This window comes from Kitasatospora indigofera (assembly GCF_014655955.1).
Classification (GTDB): Bacteria; Actinomycetota; Actinomycetes; order Streptomycetales; family Streptomycetaceae; genus Kitasatospora; species Kitasatospora indigofera.
In genome coordinates, this window is record NZ_BNBO01000007.1 from 169,146 (window position 1) to 190,549 (window position 21,404).

21 protein-coding genes are annotated in these 21,404 nt (G+C 75.1%); 13 read left to right on the forward strand and 8 right to left on the reverse strand.

All coding sequences use genetic code 11. The features are described from left to right. Window positions 1-65 precede the first annotated feature (65 nt). The 6 genes from IE329_RS09840 to IE329_RS09865 are packed head-to-tail and all read left to right on the forward strand — an operon-like array spanning window position 66 to window position 6,255. Window positions 66-923: an STAS domain-containing protein gene (locus IE329_RS09840; protein ID WP_229927301.1), complete on the forward strand. Its 858-nt coding sequence runs from the start codon at window positions 66-68 to the stop codon at window positions 921-923. Next, the gene (locus tag IE329_RS09845) at window positions 920-1,297 is read left to right on the forward strand and encodes an STAS domain-containing protein (RefSeq protein ID WP_190210455.1); all 378 of its coding nucleotides are present in this window, start codon (window positions 920-922) and stop codon (window positions 1,295-1,297) included. The genes IE329_RS09840 and IE329_RS09845 overlap by 4 nt, the downstream gene beginning before the upstream one ends. A 38-nt stretch (window positions 1,298-1,335) precedes the next feature. Next, window positions 1,336-1,719: an ATP-binding protein gene (locus IE329_RS09850; protein ID WP_373311141.1), complete on the forward strand. Its 384-nt coding sequence runs from the start codon at window positions 1,336-1,338 to the stop codon at window positions 1,717-1,719. After that, the gene (locus IE329_RS09855; protein WP_190210456.1) at window positions 1,707-2,759 is read left to right on the forward strand and encodes an ATP-binding protein; all 1,053 of its coding nucleotides are present in this window, start codon (window positions 1,707-1,709) and stop codon (window positions 2,757-2,759) included. The genes IE329_RS09850 and IE329_RS09855 overlap by 13 nt, the downstream gene beginning before the upstream one ends. Then, a complete protein-coding gene (locus tag IE329_RS09860; protein WP_229927302.1) occupies window positions 2,756-4,642 on the forward strand; it encodes a hybrid sensor histidine kinase/response regulator in 1,887 nt (628 codons plus the stop codon). The genes IE329_RS09855 and IE329_RS09860 overlap by 4 nt, the downstream gene beginning before the upstream one ends. Beyond that, complete coding sequence (locus IE329_RS09865) at window positions 4,639-6,255, forward strand: fused response regulator/phosphatase (protein ID WP_190210457.1); 1,617 nt, start codon at window positions 4,639-4,641, stop codon at window positions 6,253-6,255. The genes IE329_RS09860 and IE329_RS09865 overlap by 4 nt, the downstream gene beginning before the upstream one ends. A 33-nt stretch (window positions 6,256-6,288) precedes the next feature. Here IE329_RS09865 and IE329_RS09870 read toward each other — a convergent pair whose 3' ends face one another. The 5 genes from IE329_RS09870 to IE329_RS09890 form a co-directional block, all read right to left on the reverse strand. Beyond that, window positions 6,289-6,690, reverse strand: a complete 402-nt coding sequence (locus tag IE329_RS09870; RefSeq protein WP_229927303.1) for a response regulator — start codon at window positions 6,688-6,690, stop codon at window positions 6,289-6,291. A gap of 37 nt (window positions 6,691-6,727) precedes the next feature. Continuing rightward, window positions 6,728-7,114, reverse strand: a complete 387-nt coding sequence (locus IE329_RS09875; protein WP_190210458.1) for a hypothetical protein — start codon at window positions 7,112-7,114, stop codon at window positions 6,728-6,730. Between the two features lie 185 nt (window positions 7,115-7,299). Continuing rightward, complete coding sequence (locus IE329_RS09880; RefSeq protein ID WP_190210459.1) at window positions 7,300-7,941, reverse strand: vitamin K epoxide reductase family protein; 642 nt, start codon at window positions 7,939-7,941, stop codon at window positions 7,300-7,302. Continuing rightward, a complete protein-coding gene (locus IE329_RS09885; protein WP_190210460.1) occupies window positions 7,938-8,768 on the reverse strand; it encodes a DsbA family protein in 831 nt (276 codons plus the stop codon). Before IE329_RS09885 ends, IE329_RS09880 begins: the two co-directional genes overlap by 4 nt. 104 nt (window positions 8,769-8,872) lie before the next feature. Then, entirely contained in the window at window positions 8,873-9,586 is a 714-nt protein-coding gene (locus IE329_RS09890) for a hypothetical protein (RefSeq protein WP_190210461.1), read from the reverse strand. A gap of 149 nt (window positions 9,587-9,735) precedes the next feature. Between IE329_RS09890 and IE329_RS09895 the strand changes: the two genes are divergently transcribed. Next, complete coding sequence (locus IE329_RS09895; RefSeq protein ID WP_190210462.1) at window positions 9,736-10,602, forward strand: Fpg/Nei family DNA glycosylase; 867 nt, start codon at window positions 9,736-9,738, stop codon at window positions 10,600-10,602. A 60-nt stretch (window positions 10,603-10,662) separates the two neighbouring features. Here the strand turns inward: IE329_RS09895 and IE329_RS09900 are convergent, their stop codons facing one another. Continuing rightward, the gene (locus tag IE329_RS09900) at window positions 10,663-11,517 is read right to left on the reverse strand and encodes an SAM-dependent methyltransferase (protein ID WP_190210463.1); all 855 of its coding nucleotides are present in this window, start codon (window positions 11,515-11,517) and stop codon (window positions 10,663-10,665) included. A gap of 487 nt (window positions 11,518-12,004) precedes the next feature. On the opposite strand from IE329_RS09900, the gene IE329_RS09905 reads away from it, so the two are divergent. After that, window positions 12,005-12,730, forward strand: a complete 726-nt coding sequence (locus tag IE329_RS09905; protein WP_190210464.1) for a polysaccharide deacetylase family protein — start codon at window positions 12,005-12,007, stop codon at window positions 12,728-12,730. A gap of 104 nt (window positions 12,731-12,834) precedes the next feature. Here IE329_RS09905 and IE329_RS09910 read toward each other — a convergent pair whose 3' ends face one another. Then, window positions 12,835-13,755: an NAD-dependent epimerase/dehydratase family protein gene (locus tag IE329_RS09910; RefSeq protein ID WP_190210465.1), complete on the reverse strand. Its 921-nt coding sequence runs from the start codon at window positions 13,753-13,755 to the stop codon at window positions 12,835-12,837. 259 nt (window positions 13,756-14,014) lie between these two features. Between IE329_RS09910 and IE329_RS09915 the strand changes: the two genes are divergently transcribed. The 5 genes from IE329_RS09915 (at window position 14,015) to IE329_RS09935 (ending at window position 20,469) form a co-directional block, all read left to right on the forward strand. Further along, window positions 14,015-14,788, forward strand: a complete 774-nt coding sequence (locus IE329_RS09915) for a TetR/AcrR family transcriptional regulator (RefSeq protein ID WP_190210466.1) — start codon at window positions 14,015-14,017, stop codon at window positions 14,786-14,788. A gap of 425 nt (window positions 14,789-15,213) precedes the next feature. Further along, a complete protein-coding gene (locus IE329_RS09920) occupies window positions 15,214-15,549 on the forward strand; it encodes a hypothetical protein (protein WP_190210467.1) in 336 nt (111 codons plus the stop codon). Window positions 15,550-15,747: 198 nt separating this feature from the next. Next, window positions 15,748-17,394, forward strand: coding sequence for a beta-N-acetylhexosaminidase (locus tag IE329_RS09925; RefSeq protein WP_229927304.1), 1,647 nt, complete (start codon window positions 15,748-15,750; stop codon window positions 17,392-17,394). A 228-nt stretch (window positions 17,395-17,622) separates the two neighbouring features. Then, a complete protein-coding gene (locus tag IE329_RS09930) occupies window positions 17,623-18,687 on the forward strand; it encodes a class I SAM-dependent methyltransferase (protein WP_190210468.1) in 1,065 nt (354 codons plus the stop codon). Window positions 18,688-18,924: 237 nt separating this feature from the next. Then, the gene (locus IE329_RS09935; RefSeq protein ID WP_190210469.1) at window positions 18,925-20,469 is read left to right on the forward strand and encodes a M1 family metallopeptidase; all 1,545 of its coding nucleotides are present in this window, start codon (window positions 18,925-18,927) and stop codon (window positions 20,467-20,469) included. Between the two features lie 73 nt (window positions 20,470-20,542). Here the strand turns inward: IE329_RS09935 and IE329_RS09940 are convergent, their stop codons facing one another. Continuing rightward, window positions 20,543-21,364, reverse strand: a complete 822-nt coding sequence (locus IE329_RS09940; RefSeq protein WP_229927305.1) for a class I SAM-dependent methyltransferase — start codon at window positions 21,362-21,364, stop codon at window positions 20,543-20,545. Between the last annotated feature and the right edge of the window lie 40 nt (window positions 21,365-21,404).

Here is a 21,404-nt window from a genome sequence, read left to right on the forward strand (position 1 = left end):
GGGGCGGTCACGGCCCGCGAAACGTTGGTCGTACGGCCGGATGCCGTTGTGATGAGGGAGTTTTGGTGGCGGAACGTCAGGAATCCGAGCGACTGGTGAAGCTGCTCTCGCAGCAGGGCGACGTCCTCGTCGGCCGGTGGATCGAGGGAGTCTCCCACACGCTGCGCGGGCGACTGAGCGTGCTGGAGCTGGACCGGGAGCTGCGGGAGCTGTACAGCGCGCTCGTCGAGGGCCTGCGGGCCGGTGGGCCGGACTGGCGGGGTGAGGGCTGGTCGGAGGTCCGGGCGCTGCTCACCGAGCTGTCCCGCAACCGCGCCCGGCAGGGGTTCAGCCCGACGGAGACGGCCACCGCCGTCTTCGCCCTGAAGGAGCTGCTCGTCCCCGACACCGACACCTCGCAGCAGGACTTCGCGGCCTACCTGGAGCTGAACCGGCTGGTCGACGCGCTCGGGCTGTTCACCGTGGAGACGTACTCGAAGACCCGTGAGGAGATCATCGGCGCGCAGGCCGAGCAGCTGCTGGAGCTCTCCACCCCGGTGGTCAAGCTCTGGGACGGCGTGGTGGCGGTGCCGCTGGTCGGCACGCTCGACTCGGCCCGGACCCAGGTGGTGATGGAGAAGCTGCTGCAGACGCTGGTCGACACCGGCTCCGAGCAGGCGATCATCGACATCACCGGCGTTCCGGCGGTCGACACCGAGGTCGCCCAGCACCTGCTGAAGACCGTGGTGGCGGCGCGGCTGATGGGCGCCGAGTGCACCATCTCCGGCATCCGCCCGCAGATCGCCCAGACCATCGTCGCCCTGGGCATCCAGTTCGGCGACATCGTCACCAAGGCGACCCTGGCCGACGCCCTCAAGCACGCCCTGCGCCGGATCGGCACCTCGCCCGAGGCCGCCGCCGCCACCGTGCGGGGCGCCCGGTGAGCGAACGCATCCCGGTCCTGCGGATCGGTGACGTCCTGCTGGTCTCCATCCAGACCGACCTGGAGGACCAGTCCGTCCTCGACCTCCAGGAGGACCTGGCGGAGCGGATCGTGGAGACCGGCGCGCAAGGGGTGGTGATCGACATCACCGCGCTGGAGATCGTCGACTCCTTCGTCGGGCGGATGCTGGCCACCACGGCCGCCATCTCCCGGATCCTGGACGCGGAGACCGTTCTGGTCGGCATGCGGCCCGCGGTGGCCATCACCCTCGTCGAGCTCGGCCTGTCGCTCGGCGGGGTCCGTACGGCGCTCAGCCTGGAACGCGGCCTGGCGATGCTCGGCCGGGCCGGTGGCGTCGGCGCGGGGCGCGCGTGATCACGGCCCCCGCCGTACCCGAGGGCGAGCAGCAGACCCTGCCGATCGCCTCGAACGACGACGTGGTGCGGGCCCGGCAGCTGGTCCGCACGCTCGCCCAGCAGTGCAAGCTCTCGCTGGTCGACCAGACCAAACTGGTGACGGCCGCCAGCGAGCTGGCCCGCAACACGCTCGTCCACGGCAACGGCGGGACCATGCGGGTCGGCCTCGTCGACAAGGGCGGCCGCCGGGGCGTCAGCGCGGTGTTCCAGGACACCGGGCCCGGCATCCCCGACCTGGAGCTGGCGCTGACCGACGGCTGGACCTCCGGCGGCGGCATGGGCCTGGGCCTGAGCGGGGCCAGGCGGCTGACCGACGAGTTCGCGATCGACACCGAGGTCGGCCGCGGCACCGTCGTCACCGTCGTGAAATGGACCAGGTGAAAACCCCTTTGCTGTTGGAGACGCAGGACATCGCCTGGTTCCGGGACTCGGAGTCGCTGCCGACGGCGGCACGCGGGGCCGCCACCGCACTGGCCCGCCGGATCGGCCTCGGCGACCAGCGGGCCGCCGAGGTGGGCCTGGCCGTGACGGAGGCGGCCACCAACCTGCGCCGGCACGCCGTCGACGGCTCGCTGCTGCTGAGGGTGCTGCGGAACCAGCACGACGCCGCGGTGGAGTTCCTCACCCTGGACAGCGGCCCGGGCATGCCCGACGTGCCGTACGCGATGACCGACGGCACCTCCTCGGCGGGCACCCTCGGCATCGGACTCGGCGCCATCGCCCGCCTCGCGGACACCTTCGACGTGCACTCCCTGCCCGGCACCGGCACCGTGCTGGCCGCAAGCTTCTGGGGGCCGGGCGCCGCACCGAGGGTGCCGGCCGGCACGACCCTCGTCGGCGGGCTGACCCGCCCGATCAGCGGAGAGGAGTCCTGCGGGGACGCCTGGGCGGCCCGGCCGGCCAGCGCGGCCGACCCCGACGGCCCGCTGCTGGTGATGTTCTTCGACGGGCTGGGGCACGGTCCGATGGCGGCCGTCGCCTCCGAGCAGGCCGTCGCGGCCTTCCGGGCCTCCGTGGCCGGCCGGCCGGCCGAGGTGCTGACCCAGGTCCACCACGCCCTGAACGGCACCCGGGGCGGCGCCGCGGCCGTGGCCCGGATCGAGCCCGCCGCCGGCCGGGTGCTGTTCTGCGGGGTGGGCAACGTCAGCGGGTTCGCCGTCGACGAGCAGAAGCGGCACGCCCTGCTCTCCTCGCCCGGGATCGTCGGCCACCAGCTGCCGACCCTGCGCACCCACGAGCAGGCGCTGCCCGGCGGCGGCGCGGTCGTCCTGCACTCCGACGGGCTCACCGAGCGCTGGCGGCTCGCCGCGATGCCCGGACTGTTGCGGCACATGCCGCTGGTGACGGCCGGCATCCTGCTGCGCGAGGCGGGCGTGCGTCGCGACGACGCCGGGGTCGTCGTCGTCAAGGGGAGCTGGTGACACCCCGGGCGGCCCTGCCGCTGCTGACCAGCGCGGTCGGCTCCGAGCAGGAGATCTTCGCGCTGCGGCGCAGTGGGCGGGTCGTCGCGCAGGCCATGGGCCTGGACAACCAGGCTCAGGTACGGCTCGCGACCGCCCTCAGCGAACTCGGCCGCGACCTGCTCGGCGTCCGCGGCCTGAACGCGTCCTTCACCCTCGCCCCGGGCGAGGCGCCGGCCCTGCTGGTCACCCTCCGCTGGGAGGACCGGCGGCGCTCGCCCGGTGAGGAGACCCTCGAAGCGGTCGGGCGGCTGCTGCCCGGCGCGGTCCGCCGGCCCGCCGTGCCGGGCTGCCTGGTGGTCGAGCAGCCGCTGCCCGGGAACTCGCCGTCGCCGGCCGAGCTGGCCGAACGGACCCTGCGGGTGCTGAGGGCCCAGCCGGCGCCCAACCCGATGGAGGAACTCCGGGCGCAGAACCGGGACCTGATCGCCGCGCTGGAGGACTCCCGCGCCCAGCGCGAGGAACTCCAGCGGCTCAACGAGGAGTTGGAGACGACCAACCAGGGCGTGGTGGCGCTCTACTCGGAGCTGTCCCAGGAGCTGGAGGACACCAACCGCGGTGTGGTCGCGCTCTACGCCGAACTCGATGACAAGTCACGCCAGTTGCGCGAGGCCGGTGACGCCAGGACACGGTTCTGGGCCAACGTCAGCCATGAACTGCGCAGCCCCGCCAACTCGGTGATCGGGCTGGCCCGGCTGCTGCTGGACGCGGACGAGGACCAGCCGGCCGAGGAACGCAGGCACCAGCTGGCCCTGATCGGCGCCTCGGGCAGCACCCTGCTGGCCCTGGTGGACGAACTCCTCGACGTGGCCAAGGCCGAATCGGGCCGGCTGGACCCGCACTGGAGCTCCGTCGACCTGCGGATCCTGCTGGGACAGCTCCGCGGCACCATGCGCGGCCTGGTCCAGTCGCCCGCCGTCACCCTGGTGATCCCCGACCCGCTGCGGCCGCCGGAGCTGACCGGCGACGAGGTCATGCTGACCCGGATCCTGCGCAACCTGCTCTCCAACGCCCTCAAGTTCACCGAACAGGGCGAGGTCCGGCTGGAGGTGGCCACCGAGCGCGCCCCCGACGGCTCCGAGCTGGTCGTGCTGACCGTCACCGACACCGGCGTCGGCATCCCGGTGGACGAGCAGGAGCGGATCTTCGAGGAGTTCTACCAGGTGCGCGGCCCGCACCAGCGGGGCCGTTCGGGCACCGGACTCGGCCTGCCCTACGTCCGCCGGGTGGCCGAACTGCTCGGCGGGTCCGTCTCCCTGGTGAGCGCGCCGGGCCGGGGCACCACCGTGACCCTGCGGCTGCCCGCCGTGCCGCCCGCACTCCGCACCGCGCCCGCGGCCGGGGGCGCGCCCGCCAGACTGGCCGTCCTGGTGACGGTCGACGACGACCCGGCCTTCCGGAGCGGGGTGCGCCCGGTGCTCGGCGAGATCGCCGACCGCGTGGTCGAAGTCCCCCGGAGCGCGGACGCCCTGGCCGCCGTCCGGCGCGAACGCCCCGACGCCGTGCTGCTCGACCTCCACATGCCCGCCCCCGACGGCTACCAGCTGCTGGCGGACCTCGCCGCCGACCCGCTGCTGCGGGACGTCCCGGCCCTGGTCCTCACCTCGGCCCGGAGCGCCGACCTGGACCACCGACGCCTGGTCCACGCCCGGGCGGTGGTCGAGAAGACCGGGCTCGACGCGGCCCGGTTGGCCCGGGCGCTGGCCCTCGGAGCCCGCGTCGGCGCCACCGGCCCCGCGCCGGACGGCCCGGCCGGCACCCCCGCCGGACCTGGGCCGGACGGCCCGGCCGGCACCCCCGCCGCGGCCGCGCCGCGCCCGCACGGAGACGGAACCCCGCCATGACCGAGCAGGCCAATCCCGACAGCGCGGCCGCCACCGTCCTGGTCGTCGACGACGACGACACCAGCCGCTACATCCTGGCGAGTTGGCTGCGCCGGGACGGCCACCGGGTGGCCGAGGCGGCGGACGGCGCGCAGGGGCTGGCGCTGCTCGCCGCCGCGACCGGCGCGGACCGGCCCGAACTCGCCGTCGTCGACGTCAACCTGCCGGACATGAGCGGCTTCCAGGTCTGCGAGAGCATCAAGGCCGACCCGCTCACCGCCCACCTGCCGGTCATCCACGTCTCGGCGACCGCCATCGAGGTCAACGACCGCGCCCAGGGCCTCTACCGCGGAGCCGACGCCTACCTCACCGAGCCGATCGCCCCGACCGAGTTCCTGGCCACCGTCACCGCCGCCCTGCGGTACGCCCGGGCCCGCCGCCGGGCCGAACGCCTGGCCGGCCGGATCGCCGTCCTCAACCAGGTCACCCTGGACGTGTACGGCGCGCGCGACGGCCGGTCCTTCGCCGCCCTCGCGGCGGCGGGCGCGGCCGGCCTGATGTCCGCGCCCGCCGCCGTCCTGGCCCTGGACCCCGACGGGCGGGAGGTGCGGGCCGCGACCGGCGGGCCGGGCGACGGCCCGCGGCCCTTCGGCGGGGAGGCGGCCGTCCTGGGGGTGCTGGCCGACGCCTCCGCCCCGCAGGAGGGGACGGGCACCAGGACGGCGGTGCTGACCGCCGGGCAGTGGGCCGGCCTCACCGGCTGCGAGGTGTTCGAGGGTGCCGGCGAGGTGGCGGTGATCCTGGCCCGGACCTCACCCGGCCGCCCTCCGGTGGCCCTCGCGGTGCCCGCCCGGGCGCTCGGCGGCGGCGACCGCGACCTGTTCGCCCAGCTCGCCCGGACCTGTGCGCTGGCCCTGGAGGCACAGCGCAGCCTGCGGGAGGAGCAGGGCCTCGCCCTCGCGCTGCAACGCACCTTCCTGCCGAGCCGGCTGCCCTCGGCGCCCGGGGTCGGGCTGGCCGTCCGGTACGTCCCGGCCGGCTCCAGGACCGAGATCGGCGGCGACTTCTACGAGGCGGTCGAGACGCCCGGCGGACTGCTGCTGGCCATCGGCGACGTCGTCGGGCACTCGCTCGCCGCGGTGGTCGTGATGGGCGAACTCCGGCAGGCCCTGCGGGCCTACGCCATCGAGGGGCACGAGCCGCACGTCGTCCTCGACCGGCTGGACGCGTTCCTGGCCCAGTTCCACCCCGGGGTCACGGTGACCGCCTGCCTGGTCCTGGTGGAGCCCGGCCGGCGGAGCGTCCTGGTCGCCAACGCGGGCCACGTCCCGCCGGTGCTCCGCGACCCCGGGGGACCGGCCCGGTACCTCACCGAGCACGGCGTCGTCCTCGGGCTCGGCACCGCCCACCCGCCGGCGGTCCGCCACCCGGCGCCGGCCGGGTCCACCCTGCTGCTGTTCACCGACGGCCTGGTGGAGGTCCCGGGCGAGCACCTCGACCGGGGCCTGGAGGCCCTGCGCCGGCGGATCACCGAGGGCCCGCGCGAGCTCGCCGCGCTCTGCGACCACCTGCTCGGCCTGTTCGCCGAGGGCAAGCAGGACGACGTCGCCCTGCTGGCCGCCGGGCTGGACTGACGTCCCCGCCGCCGCACCCGCGCCGGACGGGTGTCAGCGCGCCTCGTGCGGGGGCAGGGCCACCGTGTCGAGGTAGAAGGCGTCGATGCTCTGCGCGGCCCGGGTGAAGTCGTCGAGGTTCACCGGCTTGGTGACATAGGCGTTCGCGTGGTGCCGGTACGAGCTGGTGATGTCCTCGGGGGCCGAGGACGTGGTGAGCACCACGACGGGGATCTGCTGGAGCTCGGTGTCGGTCTTCAGCACGTGGAGCAGCTCACGGCCGTTCAGCCGCGGCATGTTGAGGTCCAGGATGATCAGGTCGGGCAGCCGGCGCAGGCTGTCGCGCAGGTACTCCAGGGCCGCCACGCCGTCCTCGGCACGGGTGATCGTCCGGGCGGAGCCGCGTTCGAACAGGGCCTCCTCGATCAGCATCGCGTCGGCGGTGTCGTCCTCCACCAGCAGGACGCTGAGCGATCGGGCCGGACGGGGACGGTCATCGGGGGCTCCGCTCGGTCGGGGGGTTGCTCGGGGCAGCGGGGACGAGGCCCGGCCAGCGCTTCCGGGCGCCCTGGCGGCTCATCGCCAGGGCCTCCCCGAGCTGCGGGTAACCGGCGCCGGCCTCGACGGCGTCCCGGGCGATCCGGTCGGTCAGCCGCTCCGCCGACCGGCGCAGGTGCACCAGGGTGTGCAGTCTGGCCAGGGCGTCGCCCTGGGGGTCCGCCCCCTCCTCGGGGGCCGTCGGCGCGCCCGGACCGCCGGGGGGCGGCAGCGGCCGGAAGGCCCGCTGCGCCAGCCGTGCGGCGAGGTCGGCGAGGGCGGCGTCGGCGAGGGCCGCGATCTGCTCCTCGCTCATCCGGGGGACTCGGCGGGCACGGGACATGGCACCACCCTACTGGTCCGGTCCCGGGCCGGTCCCGGGGTCCTCGGGACCGGCGGCGGCCGGCCCGGGTGGCGGGCGGACCGTCGACCGCCGGAAAGGCGGCGGCCGGCCCGGGAGATGGATTCCCGGGCCGGCCGACGGCGACGGTGCTCCCGCGGGTGCCGGGCAGGCGCGCGGTGCGGTACTCAGATCAGCGTGCGCCAGTAGTACCAGAACCGGCTGAGGATCATCAGGGCGATCACCGCGTACCAGAGCACCGGCACCACCCAGTGGTAGCGCAGCGCCTCCCGGACGGCCGGCCGCAGTCGTCCGGACACCGGGATCACGCCGCTGCGCAGGTTGTGCAGGGTGGTGTACCAGAACAGCGGGATCATCGCCGCCCAGACCAGCATGCAGTACGGGCAGAGCGCGCCGATCCGGTACAGCGTCTGGACCATCAGCCAGGTGACGAAGCCGACCCCGAACACGGTGCCGGCCTGGAGGCCGAGCCAGAACCACCGCCGGTAGCGGGCCCCGGCAAGCAGGCCCACGCCGATCGCGACCACCACGGAGAAGCCGGTCAGGCCGATCAGCGAGTTCGGGAAGCCGAACGCCTCCGCCTGGTCGCTGCCCATCACCGAGCCGCAGCTGATGATCGGGTTGATGTTGCAGTTGGGGACGTACGACGGGTCCTGCAGCAGGCGGATCTTGTCGATGGTCAGGACGACCGAGGCGGTCAGGCCGAGCGCGCCGGTGACCACCAGCAGCCAGGCGAAGGCCCGGCTCGCGCCGATCGGGGCGCCGCCCGCCCGGGTGGCGTCGGTGCTCTCCAGGCCGGCGGGGGTCATCCGGTGGCCTGCTTGACCATCGCGGTGAACTGCTCCGGGGTGACCGCGGCGCCGTTGCTGAAGACCTCCAGCTTCTTGCCGTCCAGGTTCACCGTCGGGGTGCCGGTGACACCGCTGTTGTCGAAGGCCTTGGAGACCTCGGCGGCCCAGGGGGCGTAGGTGCCGTCCTGGACGGCCTTGACGAAGGCGTCGGTCTTCAGGCCCGGGACCTTGCCGGCCAGGTCCAGCAGGTGGCCGGTGTCGGCGAAGGCGTCGTCGCGCTCGTCCGGCTGGTTGGCGTAGAGCACGTCGTGGAAGGCCTTGAACTTGTCCACGCCTTCGTTGAGCGCCGCACCGGCGGCGGCGAGCGCGGTGCGCGAGCCCTTACCGCCGAGGCCCTTGTCGAGGAAGGTGGCCAGGTGGTACTCGATCTTGTACGTGCCGTTGTCGGCCATTGCCTGCATGGTGGGCCCGTCGGTGGTCTCCAGCTGCTCGCAGTAGGGGCAGCGGAAGTCCTCGTAGACCTCCAGGGTGTGCGCGGCGTCGGCCTTGCCGTACGTCACCACGGTCCCGCCGGGGCCGCCGGCGTTGGCGGGGACCACCAGCGGGCCGCTCTGCGCCCCGCCACCCGAGCCGCCGACGGCGAACGCGACGCCGGCGGCCAGCGCCAGGACGGCCGCCGAGGCGGCGCCGACCACGGTGCGGCGGCGGATCTTCGCGGACCGCTCGGCCCGCCGGCGCTCCTCGTGCAGCCGCTCGGTGGCGGCCCGGCCGGCGGGCTTCCGGGGGCCGTTGCCGTTGCCCTTGTTGTTGGTGCCGTTGGTGCCGTTGGTGCTGTTCTTGCTCATGGGGAGGTCGTCCTGTGCTCGATCGGAGGTCGGCTGGCGCCGGCGGCCCGCGGAGGGGCGGGGGGCCTGGCGCGGCGGGTCGACCGCTGAGAGCGGAGGTGTTCTCAGCAGGCCGGAGCGAGCACCGGCGGACCGCGCCGGACGGCCGGGCCGGTCAGGACGTCCTCGACCGGGAGGTGCTCCCGGCTCGACGGCGGGAGCGGCAGCCGGACCACCGGACGGGCCGGGACCGGCGCGGTGAGCAGCCGGAACAGCCCCCGGACGGTGGCCGTCGCCCGGCGGTGCAGGAAGTCGCGCAGGGTGCGCAGCGACTCGGCGAGGCCGGTCAGGGCGGCATCGGCGCGCCGCAGCCAGAAGGCGGCGACCAGGGCGATCAGGGTGTGCACCAGCAGGAGCAGCACACCGCCGGCGGCGGTCGGCACGCCGGCCGACGCGGCGCCGTGGCCCAGCAGGCCGCCGTCCCCGGCCAGGCTGCTGTTCCCGACGAGGAAGGCGCCGACCGAACCGCCGCGGCAGACCAGCGGCTCGAAGACGTGCGGTCCGGCGCCGGAGCCCGGGCCGCAGGTCGTCTGCGCGAGGTCGAAGAGGGCGGACAGGGCCAGCTGGAGCGGCAGGAACACGGCCGCGATCCGGCCGAAGCCCCGCCGGCGGCCGGCCAGCGCCAGGGCGAGCGCGAAGACGGCGCCGCCCGCGAGGGCCAGCACCGCGACGGGCAGCGGGCGGCCGGTGACCAGCACCTGGCCGAGCGCGGCGAGCAGCACGACCAGCGCGGCGAAAACCGCCGCGCGGAGCGTCCTGGTGGCCTGCTTGCTGTCCATTTGTCCGAGTCTGCCACAGGTGTGTGTGCGGACCGTCGGCCCTGTGAAGAGCCTCACGGTGCGGCCCCGCGTCCGGCGGACGGTTGCGGCGGGGCCGGTCGGGCGTCCGGCGGGCTGCGGCGGCGGGGCGGCTGCGGGAGACTTCTCCCATGCCGGAACTGCCGGAGGTCGAGGCCCTCAGTGCCTTCCTGGGGGAGCACCTGGCCGGGCGCACCGTGGCGAAGGTCCACCCCGTCGCCGTGAGCGCGCTGAAGACGTACGCGCCGCCGCTGAGCGACCTGGAGGGCCGCACCGTCGACGCGGTGACCAGGCACGGCAAGTTCCTCGACGTCGCGGCCGGCGGGCTGCACCTGGTCGTCCACCTGGCGCGGGCCGGCTGGCTGCGCTGGCGCGAGAACCTCCCGCCCGAGCCGCCGCACCCCGGCAAGGGGCCGCTGGCCCTGCGGGTCCTGCTGGCCGAGCCGGCCGGGGCCGGCTTCGACCTCACCGAGGCGGGCACCCAGAAGCGTCTCGCCGTGTACTGCGTGCACGACCCCGCCGAGGTGCCCGGCATCGCCCGGCTCGGGCCGGACCCGCTCGACCCGTCCTTCACCCCGGAGGCCTTCGCCCGCCTGCTGAGCGGCGAGCGCCGCCGGCTGAAGGGCGTCCTGCGCGACCAGGGCGTGCTGGCGGGGGTGGGAAACGCGTACTCGGACGAGGTGCTGCACGCGGCCCGGATGTCGCCCTACAAGCTGGCGGCGAGCCTCGACGAGGAGGAGACGGCCCGCCTGTACGAGGCGCTCGGCAGCACCCTGCGGGAGGCGGTGGAGCGCTCACGAGGGCTGGCGGCCGGGCTGCTCAAGGCGGAGAAGAAGAGCGGACTGCGGGTGCACGGGCGGGCCGGGGAGCCGTGCCCGGTCTGCGGCGACACCATCCGGGAGGTGTCGTTCAGCGACTCGGCCTTGCAGTACTGCCCGACCTGCCAGACCGGCGGCAAACCGCTGGCCGACCGCCGGATGTCCCGGCTGCTGAAGTAGCGGCCACCGGTCGCGGACCGCCGCACCCCGCCCGCGCCGTCGGGGTGCGGCCGGCGGCGGCTACTTCTTGCGGGCGACGCCGGACCAGTAGTAGGCGGTCTCCGGGTCGGCGGTCAGCTCGCCGTCCGGCAGCCAGGACATCACCGGCGAGACCCCGGGCTCCAGCAGCTCCCAGCCGTCGAAGAAGCGCGCCACCTGCTCGCGGGTCCGCGGGACGAGGGTCATGCCGCCCTGGCGGGCGGACTCCTCGACCCGCCGCACCGCCTCGGGGTCGAAGTCCTGGGTCGGGTGGGTCAGGGCGATGCAGCTGCCGGAGGGGAGGGCGTCGCGCAGGGCGGCGACCTTCCCCCAGGGGTCGTCCTCGTCGGCGATCAGCATCAGGACGGCGATCAGCAGCAGGCCGACCGGCTGCTCCAGGTCCAGGGTGGAGGTCAGCGCCGGGTCGGCCAGGAGCTCCTCGGACCGGCCCAGGTCGGCGTGGATGTAGCTGGTGCGCCCCGACGGGTCGCCGACCATCAGCGCGCGGGCGTGGGCCAGCACGATCGGGTCGTTGTCGACGTAGACGACCCGGGTCTCCGGGGCGATGGCCTGGGCGATGTCGTGGGTGTTGGGAGAGGTGGGGATGCCCGTCCCGAGGTCGAGGAACTGGCGGATGCCCTGCTCCCGCACCAGGTGGCGCACCGCGCGGCCCTGGAAGGCGCGGTTCTCCTTGGCCATCGTGCGGATGCCGGGGATCGCCTGCCCGATGGCCTCGCCCATGGCCCGGTCCGGGGCGAAGTTGGTCTTGCCGCCCAGCCAGTAGTCGTAGATCCGCGCGGAGTGCGGCTTGCTGGTGTCGACGCCGAAGCGCTCCCAGTCGCTCACCTCGCTGCGGTCGCCGTCGTCCTGCTGCGCGAAAGCCTGACTTGTCGTCATTACTACTTCCTCTGGAGGCAGATCATCACACTGCGGGCCAGGGTAGCGGTCGTGGCTCGGCGGAGGGGCTGCTTGCGCCGTCCGGGTGGTGAATCGCCCGCTGGGATCCGCGGGCCGGGAGGGAGGCGCGGTGACGGGGCAGGGATTCAGAATGTCGTCCGATCGTCAGATTTACTCGCGAAGAGTGCTGTTGGTCGCCGCCGGCGCTGCCCTGCTGTCGGTGAGCGGGTGCGGTCGCCCGGATTTCCAGCAGGGCGAGAGCGTCGCGTGGCCCGGCTCCGGGGCCTTCGGCGCCGGCCTGGACGCCGGTGCGGTCCCGGCCGGCGGCGACGGCCCCCCGCCGGAGCGCCCGCCGGCCCCGGCCCCCGGGCCGAGCCGTGGTTCGCCGTCCGCCGCCGGGTCGTCCGCCGGGCCGGGCGCGAACCAGGCCGCCGGTTCCGTGCGGAGTCCCGCGCCGAGTGCCGCATCGAGTGCCGCATCGAGTGCCGTGTCGAGTCCCGCCGGCGGGCCCGGGCCGGGCCACGGCACCCCGTCGGTCCAGGGGGCCGGCGCGAGTCCGGCCGCCGCTCCGTCGGCGACGGCTCCCGCCCCGGCGCCCGCGCCGCGGGCCCTGGACCAGGCGCAGAACCGGACGGTCAGCGAGCTGTCGCCGGACCGCCGGGTGGTGGCGATCACCGTGGACGACGGACCCGACCCCCGGTACACCCCGGCGGTGCTGGCGCTGCTGCGGCAGTACGGGATCCGGGCCACCTTCTTCGTGATCGGCCAGAACGCCGCCGAGTACCCCTCGCTGATCCGGGCCATCGCCGACGGCGGCCACCACCTGGCGAACCACACCTGGTCCCACCCCGAACTCCGGCGGCTGTCCGAGGCCAAGGTGCGGACCGAGCTGCAGCGCACCTCGGAGCTGCTGGAGCGGGCCACCGGCCGGGCGACGACCTGGTTCCGGGCGCCGGGCGGGGACTGGTCCCCGGTGACGATGAAGGTCTGCTCGGAGCTGGGGCTGCGCCCGATGAGCTGGTCCGTGGACCCGCAGGACTGGGCGCGGCCCGGTACGGCGGCGATCACCTCGCGGGTGCTGGGCGGCGTGCGGCCCGGCGCGATCGTCCTCAACCACGACGGCGGGGGCGACCGCTCGCAGACCGTCGCGGCCCTGCGGGCCTACCTGCCCGCCCTGATCGACAAGGGGTACGCGTTCACGGCGCCGCCCTGAGCCCCGGCGGGCCTCCCGGGCCGGACGGTCCCGTCCGGGCGCGCTGCCCGGGGCCCGTCCTCCGGGCCCGTCGTCCTGGGCCGGCCGTCCGGCCCGCTCCCGGGTCAGCGGGAGGCGGCGGCGATCGCGCCGAGGAGTTCCGTCCACGGGGTGGGCTCCAGGCCGAAGGTCTTCCGGGCGGCCGTGGAGTCCATCACGAACGGGCTCCGCAACTGGTAGGCGGTCTCCTTGAGGGCCCGGACGGTCGGGTTGAACAGCCCGACCGCGGTGAGCACGGCGTCCGGCAGGCGGGTCACCCCGACCGGCGGCACGCCCGCGGCGCGGCAGAAGTCGGCGACCACCTCGCGCTGGGTCCGGGGCTCGTTGGTCGGCACGTGCCACGGCCGGCCCCAGGCCCGCTCGTCGCCGCCGACGGTCACCAGCAGCCGGGCGGCGTCCTCGGTGTACGTCCAGCTGTGGGTGGTGTCGGGGTCGCGCATCACCTGCACGGCCCGCCCGGCCAGGGCCTTGCCGAAGACGCGGGCGTCGATGGCGCTGAGGGCGCCCGGGCCGAGGTAGTCGGAGCTGCGGATCTCGGTGGCCCGGACGCGCCCCGCCAGGTGCAGGGCGTGGGCGTCCTGCCACATCCGGGCGCGCACCCGCCCCTTCACCGAGTTCGGGTTCAGCGGGGTCTCCTCGGTCATCGGCGCGGTGACCGCGCCGTAGCCGTAGAGGTTGCCGACCGAGGCCAGGACGGCGCCCGAGCGCTCCGCGGCGACCAGCAGGGCGGCGGCCAGCGGCGGCCAGTCGGTGGCCCAGCGGTGGTAGGCGGGCCCGGCGCAGTTGTAGAGCACGGCCGCGCCCCCGGCGGCCTCGGTGAGGGCGGTCGCGTCGGTGGCGTCCAGCCGTATGCGGCGCACGCCGGGCAGCGGGGCCGCGCTCGCGCCGGAGCGGGTGGCCACCGTGACCTCCTCGCCGCGGGCGGCCAGCAGGCGTGCGGTGGCGGTGCCGACGGGGCCGGCGCCGACGATCAGGTGCTTGCTCACGGTGGACTCCTCGGGTGGTTCCGGCCGGGCGGTCGATGGGCGACGCCCGGCGGGTGACCGTCGTCGACATCGGCGAGAACACTGTTCTCGCTCGATGACGAGAGTGGCGGACGCCGGGTGCCGGTGTCAAGAACACCGTGCTCGTTTCCGATCGCCGTTCTCTTTCGCGAGCTGCGTTCTCCTACGTTGGCGGTGTTCTCGTACGAATGCGGCGTTCTCCGATGTTGCGGGTGTTCTCGCCCGCTGCCAGGATGGGCGCATGCCCACCGCGCCCAGATCGCTCACCGCCCGTGAGCGGGCCCGCGTCGAGTTCACCCGGGACATCAAGGAGGCGGCCCGCCGGCAGCTCGCCGAGCACGGGGCCGCCGGGATCTCCCTGCGAGGGGTGGCCCGCGACATCGGCCTGGTCTCCGCCTCCGCGCTCTACCGGTACTTCCCCGGGCGCGACGCGCTGCTCACCGCCCTGATCGCGGACAGCTACAGCTCCCTCGGCGACGCCGCCGAGGCCGCCGCGGCGCCGGACGCCGAGGTCCAGGACGGAGCCCCGGACCCGGGGGACCACCTCGGCCGGTGGGTGGCCGTCTGCCACGCCGTCCGCGCCTGGGCCCTCGCCCACCCGCACGAGTACGCGCTGATCCACGGCTCACCGGTGCCGGGCTACACCGCTCCCGCCGAGACCACCGAGCCGGGCACCCGGGTCCCCTTCCTGATCGGCGGCCTGTTCGCCCGGGCCGCCCAGGACGGCGCCTACCGCCCGCTCGACCGGCTGCCCGTCCCGGCGGACGCGCACCGGGCGCTGCTCCCGCTGCTCGGGCGGCTGCCCGACGGCATTCCCGACCACCTGGTGGTCGCCGGCCTGACGGCCTGGACCTACCTCTTCGGCGCGGTCTCCTTCGAGGTCTTCGGGCACCGCGCCAACATCGTCGACGACCAGCGGGCCTACTTCGACCACGAGGTCCGCCGCCTGGGCGTCCTGCTGGGCCTCGGCCCGGTGGCCGCGGACGGCGGACGGCCGTCCGGGCAGGGCGCCTGACGGTCCGTCCCCACGGCCGCCCGTGCCCACGGCCGCCGGCCCCGGGTGGCCTGGTGGTCCGGTGCCCGGGTGCCCCCGGGGCAGGTCCTCGCCGGGCGTGCGGCGTTCGGCCCAAGCGTCCGCCGTGGCGGTCCGCCGGGCGCCCCTCCCGGTGCCGCCCGGCGCGTTCCCCGTCCGTGGCCGGCCCGCCCCCGGCCCGCCCCCCCGCCTGCACGCGGACCGCTCCCCCGCCTGCACGCGGACCGCTCCCGACCCGGGTCCGGCGCGCACTCGGAGCCCCGGCCGGGGGGTACGCCCTCGCGGTCGACAGGTAAGGGGTTCATGGCCAAAACCACCGAAAAGGGTGAATCAGAAGAACCGTTTCGCCACTTTTCCGGCACCTAGGGTGATTCTGCACCGCTTCACTTGGAAAAGGATCACCTCTCATGCGTCTCCGCAACGCCGCGATCGCCGCCGCCAGCGCCGTCACCCTCGTGCTGGCCGTCCCGGGCTCGGCGAACGCCAGCTTCGGCGAGTTCCGCTACACCTACCGAGACGCCGGCGCGGAGCGGACCGGACGGCTGGTCGGGCCGCCGAGCGGAGCATGCGTCAACCTGGCGGAGGCCACCCGGGAGGAGCCCGCCCGCACGCCGAAGAACCGGACCGGCGCGACCGCCACGGTCTTCCCCGGCCCGGACTGCGCGGGTGACGGCTCGTACGTGCTGCGGCCCGGCGTCGTCGCCCCCGAGGGGTCGGCGGTCCGTTCGGTGGTCTTCTCCTGACGGTGCGGCGCCCCCGCCGGGCGCACGGCCGGCCCCGGACGGCGGAGCCCGGCCGCCGGGGTGGCGGGCCGCCCGCGCCGGCCGGCCGCCCGCCCCTGCACATCTCCCGCACATTTCCCACCATCCCCAGGACGTCCGCCGCCCCGGCTGCCACACTGTCGGCACCCGGGGCGGCCCCGGGTGTCAGGACCCGGGGGAGTGGCTGTGCGGATTGGGCGGGCGGGACTCACCTCCCGGAGCGGCCGGATCGTGCTCGTCAGCACGCTGTTGGCGCTGGTCGCGGCCGGTCTCGGCATCCAGCGGGCGCTGGGTGACGATCCCGGCGGGCCCGGCGCGGGCGCGGCGGGCGGACCCACCGGATCGCACCGGATCGTCCCCGCCCCGCTGACCGTGACCGACGGCACCGGCGCCGGCTACACCCTCACCGCGCGGACCGCGATCAGCGCGGCCGGCGGCAACCCGGCGGCCCGGCGGATCGCCGACCAGCTCGCGGCCGGACTGCGCCGCTCCACCGGCCTCGCCCTGCCGGTGACCGACGACCACGGCGCCCGGGACGGCATCGACCTGGCCCTGGACCCGGCCCTGCCCGAGGAGACCGGTCCCGAGGGCTACCGGCTCCAGGCCGACGGCCACGGCGTGCGGATCACCGCCCGGACCGAGGAGGGCCTCTACCGGGGGACCCAGACCCTCCGCCAGCTGCTCCCGGCCGAGGCCGACAGCCGCACCCCGGCCTCCGCCGACTGGACGGTGCCCCCGGTCGGCATCACCGACCGGCCGCGCTACGCCTACCGCGGCGCGATGCTCGACGTCGCCCGGCACTTCTTCACGGTCGACGAGGTCAAGGCCTACGTCGACCGGCTGTCCCTGTACAAGTTCAACCACCTGCACCTGCACCTGACCGACGACCAGGGCTGGCGGCTCGCCGTGCCCGGCCGCCCGGCGCTCACCGGGATCGGCGCGGCCACCGAGATCGGGGGCACCCCCGGCGGCTTCTACACCGAGGCGGACTACCGCGAGATCGTCCGCTACGCGCAGGAGCGGTACCTGACCGTCGTCCCGGAGATCGACCTGCCCGGGCACACCAACGCCGTGCTCACCGCCCACCCCGAGCTCGACTGCTCCGGCGGGCCCCCCGCGCAGCCCTACTTCGGCAACGCGGTCGGCTTCAGCCTGATCTGCCCGACCGACGAGCGCACCTACGCCTTCACCGGCGAGGTGATCGCCCTGCTGGCCTCGCTGACCCCCGGGCCGTACCTGCACATCGGCGGGGACGAGGTGAAGACCCTGGCGCCGGCCGGGTACCAGGAGTTCGTCCGCCGGGTCGCCGCGCAGGTCCGGGCGGCCGGGAAGATCCCGTTCGGCTGGAACCAGACGGCGCCGGTCGCGGGCGGGGACGGCGTCGGGCTGCTGGAGTTCTGGAGCACGGACGGCGCCGACGCGCGCGCGATGACCGCGGCCGCCGGGCGCGGCGCCCGGGTGGTCATGGCACCGGCCGGCCGGGCCTACCTGGACATGAAGTACGACAGCGGCACCGCGCTCGGGGTCCGGTGGGCGGGCACGGTGAGCGTGAGCAACGCGTACTCCTGGAACCCGGACACCGAACTGGAGCTGCCGGCCGGCACGGTCGCCGGGATCGAGGCGCCGCTGTGGACGGAGACCCTGCCCGGCCTCGCCGAGGTCGACCAGATGGCGCTGCCCCGGCTGCCCGCGCTGGCGGAGGTCGGGTGGTCCGCGCAGTCCGGGCGTGACTGGGACGGCTTCCGGCTCCGGCTGGCCGCGCAGGGCCCGCGCTGGGATGCGGCCGGCTTCGGTTACGCCCGGCGCCCGGAGATCCCCTGGCCGTAGCGGCCCGGAGATCCCTTGGCCGTAGCGGCCCGGGGACAGCGGCCGGCCGCAGCGGAGCGCCCTCCGGCCCGCGCTCCCGCCCGGGGGCCGTTCGCTTCCGCGTGCCGGGCCGGCCGGCGGGAGCGTAGCGTTGCCAGGAGAGAGTATGTCCGGATCATCCGCCCGCCGAGCCGTGTCCGGGCGGCCGAACCCGCCTCCCCGCCGCGGCCCGATGCCGTAGGAGGAGCGATGACTGTTCGGGAGCTCGACCGGGCGAAGCAGGAGGCGTTCGCCGGCCGGATGGTGCAGATGCTGAACGACGGCTGCCTGGCGCTGATGACCAGCCTGGGGCACCAGGGCGGCCTGTTCGACGCCATGGCGGACCTGCCGCCGTCCACCTCGCAGGAGATCGCGGCCGCCACCGGGCTGACCGAGCGCTACGTCCGTGAGTGGCTGGGGTCGATGGTGGTCGGCGGCATCGTCGAGTACGAACCCGGTGCCCGGACCTACCGGCTGCCGGCCGAGCACGCGGCCTCGCTGACCCGGGCGGCCGGGCCGGACAACCTGGCCGGCCTGATGCAGGACTTCGCGATGATGGGCGAGGTCGAGCAGCGGGTCCTGGAGGCCTTCCGGTCGGGCGGCGGGGTGCCGTACTCCGCCTACCCGAGGTTCCAGGAACTGCAGGCGGAGGAGACGAACCGGGTCTACGACGCGGCGCTGGTCGGGAGCATCGTCCCGGTCGTCCCCGGGCTGGCCGAACGGCTGGCGGCGGGGGCCGACGCGATCGACATCGGCACCGGGCAGGGGCATGCGGTGAACGTGCTGGCCCGGGCCTTCCCGGCCGGCCGGTTCCACGGCCTGGACATCTCCGAGGAGGGCGTCGCCGCGGGGCGGGCGGAGGCGGCCGCGCTGGGGCTCGGCAACGCCACCTTCGAGGTGGGCGACTGCGCGGAGCTGACCGGCGAGTACGACCTGGTCACGGCGTTCGACGTGATCCACGACCTGGCCAGGCCGACCGCGACCCTGGCCGCCGTCGCCTCGGCGCTGCGCCCCGGCGGGGTGTTCCTGATGGGTGACATTGCGGCCTCCAGCAATCTGGAGGAGAACGTCGGGAACCCGTTCGCGCCGGCCCTGTACACCTTCTCGGTCTTCTACTGCATGACCGTCTCGCTCGCCCAGGGCGGCGAGGGGCTGGGGACGGTCTGGGGCGAGCAGACCGCGCGGCGGATGCTGGCCGAGGCGGGGTTCACCCAGGTGGAGACCCACCAGGTGGAGGGCGACGTGCTGAACGTCTACTACGCGGCACGGCGCTGACCGCCGGGCACCCGGCACGGTGCCGGCGGTGTCCGGTGCGACGGGGGCCGGACGCCCCCGGGCGGTACGGCGTGAGGTGCGTCTCCGGCGTGGCACGGCGTGATGGCGCCGGAATGACGGTGCGTTAGCTAGCATGAACATTTCATAACAGGAGAGTGGACCGCCGTCCGCCGGGACAGGACGGAAGGCAGACCTGTCGTCAGGTCCCCACCGCCCCAGCGATCCTGGAGGAATCACGTGCGCAAGAGGCTGATCGTCTCTGCCGCGGGCGCCGCCGCCCTGCTTCTGGCCGTCCCCGCCGCGGCCGCCCCGGCCGGAGCCGGCACGGCCGGCATCGGCGACCCGTACTACCCGACGTACGGCAACGGCGGCTACGACGTGTCGCACTACGACATCCGCCTGACCTACCAGCCTGCCACCGACCGGCTGGAGGGCACCACGACCGTCCTGGCCACCGCCACCCAGGACCTCACCCGCTTCAACCTCGACTTCGCCCTGGACGTCAGCCAGGTGCTGGTCAACGGCCGCCCGGCCGCCCACGCCGCCACCGGGGAGCAGGAACTGGAGATCACTCCGGCCGTCCCGCTCGCCAAGGGCGCCACGGCCACCGTCGTGGTCCGCTACGCGGGCACCCCGTCCAAGGTCTCCCGCTACGGGTTCACCGCCTGGCTGCGCACCCCCGACGGCGGGATCGCGGCCGGGGAACCCGAATCGGCCTGGTGGTGGTTCCCCGGCAACGACCACCCCGCGGACAAGGCCACCTTCGACGTCTCCGTCCAGGTGCCCGACGGCACCCAGGCGATCAGCAACGGCACCCTCGTCTCGCAGACCTCCAGGCTCGGCTGGACCCGCTACAACTGGCGCCAGAACAAACCCCAGGCGACCTACCTCGCCACTCTCGCCCTCGGCAGGTTCGAGATCAGCACCGACACCACGCCCGGCGGCCTGCCGGTGCTCAACGCCTACAGCAAGGACCTCGGCGACAACGCCGGCGCCGCCCGCGCCAGCGTCCAGCGCACCGGCGAGGTGCTCGACTGGCTCAGCGGCTACTTCGGCCCGTACCCCTTCGGCTCGGCCGGCGGTTACGTCCCCAACGTGACCACCGGGTACGCGCTGGAGACCCAGGGCCGGGTCTTCTACAGCCCCCGGCAGTTCGCCGCCGGCTCCAACACCTCCGTGGTCGTCCACGAGCTGGCGCACCAGTGGTACGGCGACAGCGTCTCGTTGCAGCGCTGGAGCGACATCTGGCTGAACGAGGGGTTCGCCCGCTACGCCCAGTGGCTCTGGTCCGAGCACGAGAACGAGGGCACGGCCCAGGAGATCGCCGACTACGTCTACGCCCTGCACCCGGCCGGCGACACCTTCTGGAACGTCAAGCCCGGCGACCCGGGCCCGGAGCGGCAGTTCGACGCCGCCGTCTACGACCGGGGCGCGCTCACGATCCAGGCGCTGCGCAACACCGTCGGCGAGGAGGCCTTCTTCCGCATCCTCAAGGAGTGGCCGGCCGAACACCGGTACGGCAACGCGACGATCACGCAGTTCCAGCAGTTCGCCGAGCGGGTCTCCGGGAAGCCGCTCGGCGACCTGCTGAACACCTGGCTCTACACGGCGGGCCGCCCCGCAGCCGGGCCGGCGGCGCCGCCGGCCGCAGGGGCGCCCTTCGCCGCAGCGGCCCGGCCCTCGGCCGACGCGGTGCCGGAACCGCGCTCGTGGAAGCAGATCCGGGCCACCGACGGCGTCCACGACCACGCGGAGCGGCACCCCGCCGGCGCCCGCCCGTAGCCGTCGCCGCGACCGGCCCCGGGCGGGGTGCCCGGGGCCGCACCCGTCGACGCCCGCGTCGTGCCGGGGCCGGTCAGGGCGTGCCGGGCCGGTCCGCCGTCACCAGGTAGTAGTCGAGCAGCCCGTCCCGCCAGGCGGGCAGGAAGTTGCGCGACCAGTGCCCGGGCGGCACCACGCCGCCCGCCAGGAAGCGGTCGAAGCCGGGCCAGACCGCCGGCCCGATCGACCGCACGGCCGGGCGGGCGAACCCGGCGGCGTCCAGGGCCTCGGCGAAGCCGGCGATCGGATGGGGCACGTCCAGCCCGTCCGCGAAGCTCTCCAGCAACTCGCGCAGCGGCCCGGCCGCTGCCGGGCCGCTGGTGAAGAAGGTCGTCACCACCAGCCGTCCGCCGGGGCGCAGCACCCGGGCCGCCTCCCGGGCGAAGCCCGGCAGTTCGGGGAAGTGCTGGGCCGCCTCCACCGAGTACACGCCGTCGAGCGTGCCGGCCTCGAACGGCAGCCGGTCGGCGGCGCCGGTGGTGTATGCGAGCCGGTCCGGGTGGGCGGCCAGCGGGCCGGCGTTGGCGGCCGTCGCCCGGGCCACCTGCTCGGGGTGGATGTCCACCCCCGTGACCGCCGCGAACCCCAGCTCCTCGACCGCCAGCGCGCACCCGAGCCCGCGCCCGCACCCCACCTCCGCCAGCCGGCTCGCCCCGGGGTGCGGGAACTCGCCCAGCACCCGGCGGTAGAGCGCCTGCTGGCTGCGCACCCGGTCCGCCCGGGAGGGCGGGCCGGCCGGAGCCACCCCGCTCCAGTCCCCGAAGTTGATGTACCCGCCGGCGAAGGGCGCCGCGGTGCTGAGGTCCTCCGGTCCGTAGACCCGGCGCACCGCGGGCGGAATCCCGTCCTGGCTCACCCGAACTCCGATCTGTAGCCGCTGCTCCGCGGGCACCTGC